Genomic DNA, 297 nt, shown 5'->3' on the forward strand with positions numbered 1-297 from the left:
CCCGGCGCGTGGCATCAACAACCGCATCATGCGTGAGCTGGGGCCGATGAGCGCGCTTGCACCGCGCTTCCCGCTGGCGGGTGGGGCATTGATGCCATTGCGGGCGATTACCGAGCCGCAGGGCAACAGTGATTTCAGCAACTTGTGGTCGGGACAGGCGCTGCGGCTAGGGCGGCACATGCCGGCCGGGGATTTGACCCGGGCGATTGCCGAAAAGGCGCTGGCCGTTGTTTGTCGTCAGGCTTCTGCTTCAGCAGGCTGACCCTCTTCCCCGCAAATGGCCTATCGCTATATAGT

The 297-nt window shown here is 63.6% G+C and carries 1 pseudogene; it reads left to right on the forward strand.

Annotated features, from left to right (window positions below):
- Window positions 1-262: pseudogene (locus SB765_RS28890) on the forward strand (nitronate monooxygenase); the annotation flags it as partial.
- Window positions 263-297: the final 35 nt, after the last annotated feature.

The sequence above is a fragment of the Pseudomonas sp. SIMBA_067 genome (assembly GCF_046534675.1).
GTDB lineage: Bacteria > Pseudomonadota > Gammaproteobacteria > Pseudomonadales > Pseudomonadaceae > Aquipseudomonas > Aquipseudomonas putida.